The following is a 5,095-nucleotide window of genomic DNA, read 5'->3' as shown; positions in this document are numbered from 1 at the left end:
CACCGCGCCGCGGCACTGGCCGCACTCGCGCCGCTGGCCGAGCGCCTGTTCGGCACAGCCGCCGGGCGGCAGACGCTCGACGAGGTCGACGCCGCCTTCGGCATGCGCCTGCAACGCCTGGGCCTCGTGGCCGCCTGAAACCCGCCTGGAACCCCCGCCATGACGACCGCAACGCACCGCAAGCTCGGCCTGAAAGACAAGTACGGCCTCCTGACCCGGGGCCTCGGCTGGGACACCAGCTACGTGCCCATGGACCGCGTGTTCCCCCACGACCGTTTCGAGGGCATCAAGATCCACGACTGGGACCGATGGGAAGACCCGTTCCGCGTGACGATGGATTCCTACTGGAAGTACCAGGCCGAAAAGGAGCGCAAGCTTTACGCGGTCATCGACGCCTTTGCACAGAACAACGGGCATCTGAACGTCAGCGACGCGCGCTACATCAACGCCGTCAAGCTCTTCATCACCGGCATCACGCCGCTGGAATACAACGCCCACCGCGGCTTCGCGATGGTGGGCCGCTCGATGCGCGGCGTGGGTCCGCGCATCGCCTGCCAGATGCAGGGCATCGACGAGCTGCGCCATGCGCAGACGCAGATGCACTCGATGAGCCACTACAACCGGCACTTCAACGGCATGCACAGCTGGCCGAAGAACTTCGACCGCATGTGGTACCTGTCGGTCCCGAAGTCCTTCGTCAACGACGCGATGAGCGCCGGGCCCTTCGAGTTCCTGACCGCGATCTCGTTCTCCTTCGAGTACGTGCTGACCAACCTGCTGTTCATGCCCTTCATGAGCGGCGCCGCGTACAACGGCGACATGGCGACCGTCACCTTCGGCTTCTCGGCGCAGAGCGACGAGGCGCGCCACATGACGCTGGGCCTCGAGTGCATCAAGTTCATGCTCGAGCAGGACCCGGACAACCTGCCGATCATCCAGAAGTGGCTCGACAAGTGGTTCTGGCGCGGCTACCGGCTGCTCGGCCTGGTCGGCGTGATGCTCGACTACATGCTGCCCAAGAAGGTGATGAGCTGGCGCGAGGCTGGGAGCAGTACTTCGAGAAGAACGGCGGCGCGCTGTTCGACGACCTGGCGCGCTACGGCATCCGCAAGCCGATGCACCACGAGACCACCGTGCTCGAGAAGGAGCACGTGACCCACCAGCTGTGGCTGATGCTGTGCCAGTACCACTGGGGCCTGGCGCTGCACACCTGGCTGCCCAGCGACGAGGAGATGGACTGGCTTTCGCAGCAGTACCCGAACACCTTCGACCAGCACTACCGGCCGCGCTTCGAGCAGCTCCGGGCGCTGGAGGCCGAAGGCAAGCCCTTCACCAACGCCAGCCTGCCCTGCCTCTGCCAGACCTGCCAGATCCCGATGTGCTTCACCGAACCGGGCGACCCGACGCGCCTCGCGCACCGCTCGAGCCTGTTCCAGGACGAGCGCTTCGTCTTCTGCTCCGACGGCTGCAAGGACGTGTTCGACGGCGAGCCCGAGAAGTACGTGCAGGCGCGGCTGCCGGTGCAGCAATTGCTGCAGGGCCATCTGGGCGGGCCGGAGCTGGCGGACATGATCCGCTTCTGGGGCTACGACCCGGCACTCGACATCGGCCGCTACGAGGGATCGAGCGACCAGCAGCGCTGGGCCCAGGCCAAGGCCCCCGGCGTTGCGGCCCGGGCCGCCTGAGCGGGAGCGCCCCTATGCCCGTCATCGCACTGGAACCCGGCTACGGCGGCATCGTCCGCGACCGGCTGGAAGACTTCAACGGCGTGCAGCTGCTCTTCGTCGAATGGGCGGCGCACCCGCTGATCGCCTGTCCGATCACGCTGCCGGTGCCGCCCGGCACGCGCTTCGGCGAGCTGCTGAGCGGCGCGCTGGCGCAGTCGGTGTTCGGCCAGCAGCCCGACTGGCCCACGGTCGACTGGCGCCGCGCCACCTGGCGCATGAACGACGCGCCCTTCGTGCCCGACCTCGACAAGACCCTGGCCGAGCAGGGTGTCCCCCACAAGGCCTTTCTGACCCTGACCACCTGAAGAGGAGATAAGCATGAGCATGAACGGCGTGATGCGACCCGGCCACGTGGCCCTGCGCGTGCTGGACATGGAAGCCGCGGTGCGCCACTACACCGACGTGCTGGGCCTGGTGGAGACCGGGCGCGACGCTCGGGGGCGCGTCTACTTCAAATGCTGGGACGAACACGACCACCACAGTCTGGTGCTGCGCGAGGCCGACCGCGCAGGACTCGACTACCTGGGCTTCAAGGTCGTCGACGAAGCGACGCTGGACCGCCTCGCGGCCGGCATCGATGCCTTCGGCATCACGACGGAGACCGTCCCCGCCGGCGAGCACCTCGCCACCGGGCGGCGCGTGCGCTTCACCGCGCCGACCGGCCAGGTGTTCGAGCTGTACGCCAGCAAGGACGTGGTCGGCAACGGCATGCCGACGGTGAACCCCGGCATCCAGCCCGCGAACCTGAAGGGCATCGCCCCGGTGCGGCTCGACCATGTGCTGGTCTACGGCGCCGATGTCGAAGGCTCGGTGGCGCTGTTCCGCGACGTGCTGGGCTTCCAGGTCACCGAGAGCGTCAGCGACAACGGCAAGTACATGGCGGCGTTCATGAGTTGCAGCACCAAGGTGCACGACATCGCCTTCGTCGGGCTGCCGGGCGAGGGCAAGCTGCATCACATCGCCTTCTACGTCGACTCCTGGAGCGACGTGCTGCGCGCGGCCGACGTGATCTCGATGACCGAGACCTCGCACGACCTGGGGCCGACGCGGCATGGCGCGACGCGGGGGCAGACGGTGTATTTCTTCGACCCGAGCGGGAACCGCAACGAGGCGTTCACCGGGGGCTACATGTGGTACCCGGACCGGCCGCCTTTGCAGTGGACGCCGGATGAGTTGCCGCGGGCCTTGTTCATTCACGAGAAGAAGCTGCGGGACGAGTTCATGAGTGTGGTGACTTGATGGCTGCTTGCAAGACGCTCACGAACACCCCGACACCATGACAAATACCTCCTCGCTGGTCCCGACCGGCGCCCACCAGACCCACCTCACCAGAGCCGGCCAGGGCGAGCCCGTCCTCTTCCTCCACGGCTCCGGCCCCGGCGCCACCGGCCTGTCGAACTGGACCCTCGCCAGCCAAGCCCTCGCGGACGACTGCGAGCTGCTGATCCCCGACCTCGTCGGCTACGGCCAGAGCAGCCACCCCCAGCCCTGCCCGCAGGGCATGCGCCGCTGGATGCGCGTGTGGGTCGACCAGCAACTCGCGCTGCTCGACCAGCTCGGCATCGAGCGCTGCCACCTCGTCGGCAACTCGCTCGGCGGCGCGATCGCGCTGAACCTGCTGATGGAGGCGCCGCAGCGCTTCGACAAGGTGGTGCTGATGGGCCCGGCCGGCGCGCCGATCCCGCTGACCACCGAGCTCGACCGCATCTGGGGCTTCTACGAGGACCCGACGCCGGCGACGATGAAGAACGCCATCCGCTGGTTCTCCTTTGACGAGGGCTTCATCGAGGACCGCCTCGACGACGTGGCCCGCATGCGCCTGGACGCCGCGTTGCGCCCCGACGTGCGGCGCTCCTTCGAGGCGCTGTTCCCGGCGCCGCGCCAGCGCCATCTGGATGACCTGGTGGTGCCCGACGCGGCGCTGCGCCGCATCCCCAACCGCGTGCTGATCATCCACGGCCGCGACGACGCCGTCGTGCCGCTGTCGGGCAGCCTGCACCTGCTGCAGCACCTGACGCAGGTGCAGCTGCACATCGTCGGCCGCTGCAACCACTGGACGCAGATCGAGCATGCCGACACCTTCCACGCGCTGCTGCGCGGCTTCTTCTTCGACAAGTGAGTGGCAAGACCATGAGCGTCTACCTGATCGCGCGCGTGCGCATCCACGACAAGGACACCTACTCGAAGTACACCGCCATCTCGGCACGGCTGGTGGCCGAGTACGGCGGCGAGTTCGTCGCGCGCGGCGGGCCGTCGTTCTGCATGGAGGGCGCGGGCTTCGACGGCCGGCTGGTGATCGTGCGCTTCCCGAGCGCCGAACAGGCGCGCGCCTGGTACGAATCGCCCGAGTACACGGCGGCGCGGGCGATCCGCCAGCCGGTGTCGGAAGCCGAGTTCATGGTGGTGGAAGGGGTCGCCTGACATGGACCTCGGCGTCAAGGGCCACAGCGCCCTGGTGATGGGCGGCTCGCGCGGCCTCGGGCGCGCGATCGCCCAGGCCTTCGCGGAGGAAGGCATGCGCGTCGCCATCTCGGCGCGCGACCCGGAGGTGCTGGCCGCCGCGGCCCGGGAGATCGGCGCCAGCGCCTACCCGGCGTCCTACGACCGGCCCGGCACCGTGCGCGCGCTGGTCGAGGCCGTGCTCGCCGACGCTGGCCGGATCGACGTGCTGGTGGTCAACTCCGGCGGGCCGCGCACCGGAAGCGCCATCGACGCCACCGCCGACGACTGGCAGCGCGCCTTCGAGGACGTCTGGCTGCCCACCACCGAGGCGATCCGCGGCGCGCTGCCGGGCATGATCGAGCGCGGCTACGGCCGCATCCTGGTGCTGACCTCGCTGGCCGCGGTGGAGCCGGAACCCGGCCTCGTCTACTCCAACAGCCTGCGCCCCGGCCTGCACGGCCTGGTCAACACGCTGAGCCGCGAGGTCGCGAAGCACCAGGTCACGGTCAACGCGCTGGTGCCCGGCTACATGAACACCCAGCGCGTGCTCGACATCCAGGCCGACCCGACCGAGATGCATGCGCGCATCCCCGCCGGCCGCTACGGCGAGCCGCACGAACTGGCCGCGCTGGCCGCCTTCCTGGCGTCGCCGCGCGCGAGCTACATCACCGGCCAGGCGATGGCCTGCGACGGCGGGCTGCTCAAGAGCATCTACTGATCGCGCTTCTTGAGCCGGTAGGCGAGCTGTCCGCGGCTCAGGCCCAGCAGCCGCGCCGCGGCGCTGAGGTTTCCCTTGGCGCGCGCGACGGCGGCGTCGAGCAGGGCCGTCTCCAGCGCATCGAGCGCGATGCCCTGCTCGATCGCCTGGTCCGCGAAGCGCCCAGCGTCAGCGCCGGCGAGCCCTCCAGCGCGATGTGGCCGCGGCC

The 5,095-nt window shown here is 69.1% G+C and carries 6 protein-coding genes and 1 pseudogene; 6 read left to right on the top strand and 1 reads right to left on the bottom strand.

Translation table 11 applies throughout. From position 1 onward, the window contains the following. Positions 1-159: 159 nt before the first annotated feature. The 6 genes and pseudogenes from Y694_RS19620 (at position 160) to Y694_RS19595 (ending at position 4,887) form a co-directional block, all read left to right on the top strand. Positions 160-1,685 (top strand): annotated as a pseudogene (locus tag Y694_RS19620) (aromatic/alkene/methane monooxygenase hydroxylase/oxygenase subunit alpha). A gap of 14 nt (positions 1,686-1,699) precedes the next feature. Further along, positions 1,700-2,032 carry a phenol hydroxylase subunit P4 gene (locus tag Y694_RS19615; protein ID WP_036235628.1) on the top strand — a complete coding sequence of 111 codons (333 nt, stop codon included), beginning with the start codon at positions 1,700-1,702 and terminating at the stop codon, positions 2,030-2,032. A gap of 13 nt (positions 2,033-2,045) precedes the next feature. Further along, positions 2,046-2,966 (top strand): catechol 2,3-dioxygenase, encoded by a 921-nt coding sequence (locus Y694_RS19610; RefSeq protein WP_036235625.1) that lies wholly within the window; start codon positions 2,046-2,048, stop codon positions 2,964-2,966. A gap of 37 nt (positions 2,967-3,003) precedes the next feature. Continuing rightward, positions 3,004-3,846: an alpha/beta fold hydrolase gene (locus Y694_RS19605; RefSeq protein ID WP_036235622.1), complete on the top strand. Its 843-nt coding sequence runs from the start codon at positions 3,004-3,006 to the stop codon at positions 3,844-3,846. An 11-nt stretch (positions 3,847-3,857) separates the two neighbouring features. Continuing rightward, positions 3,858-4,148 (top strand): DUF1330 domain-containing protein, encoded by a 291-nt coding sequence (locus Y694_RS19600; RefSeq protein WP_036235619.1) that lies wholly within the window; start codon positions 3,858-3,860, stop codon positions 4,146-4,148. A gap of 1 nt (position 4,149) precedes the next feature. Then, positions 4,150-4,887 (top strand): SDR family oxidoreductase, encoded by a 738-nt coding sequence (locus tag Y694_RS19595; protein ID WP_036235616.1) that lies wholly within the window; start codon positions 4,150-4,152, stop codon positions 4,885-4,887. Here Y694_RS19595 and Y694_RS19590 read toward each other — a convergent pair. Next, a partial coding sequence (locus Y694_RS19590; RefSeq protein ID WP_036235612.1) for a helix-turn-helix domain-containing protein occupies positions 4,881-5,095 on the bottom strand: 215 nt, incomplete at its 5' end. The two genes, Y694_RS19595 and Y694_RS19590, sit on opposite strands and share 7 nt — an antisense overlap.

This window comes from Methylibium sp. T29-B (genome assembly GCF_000576225.1).
GTDB classification, from domain to species: Bacteria; Pseudomonadota; Gammaproteobacteria; order Burkholderiales; family Burkholderiaceae_C; genus Methylibium; species Methylibium petroleiphilum.
Note: the sequence above shows the minus strand (reverse complement) of the source record. Positions and strands in the feature narration are given on the sequence as shown.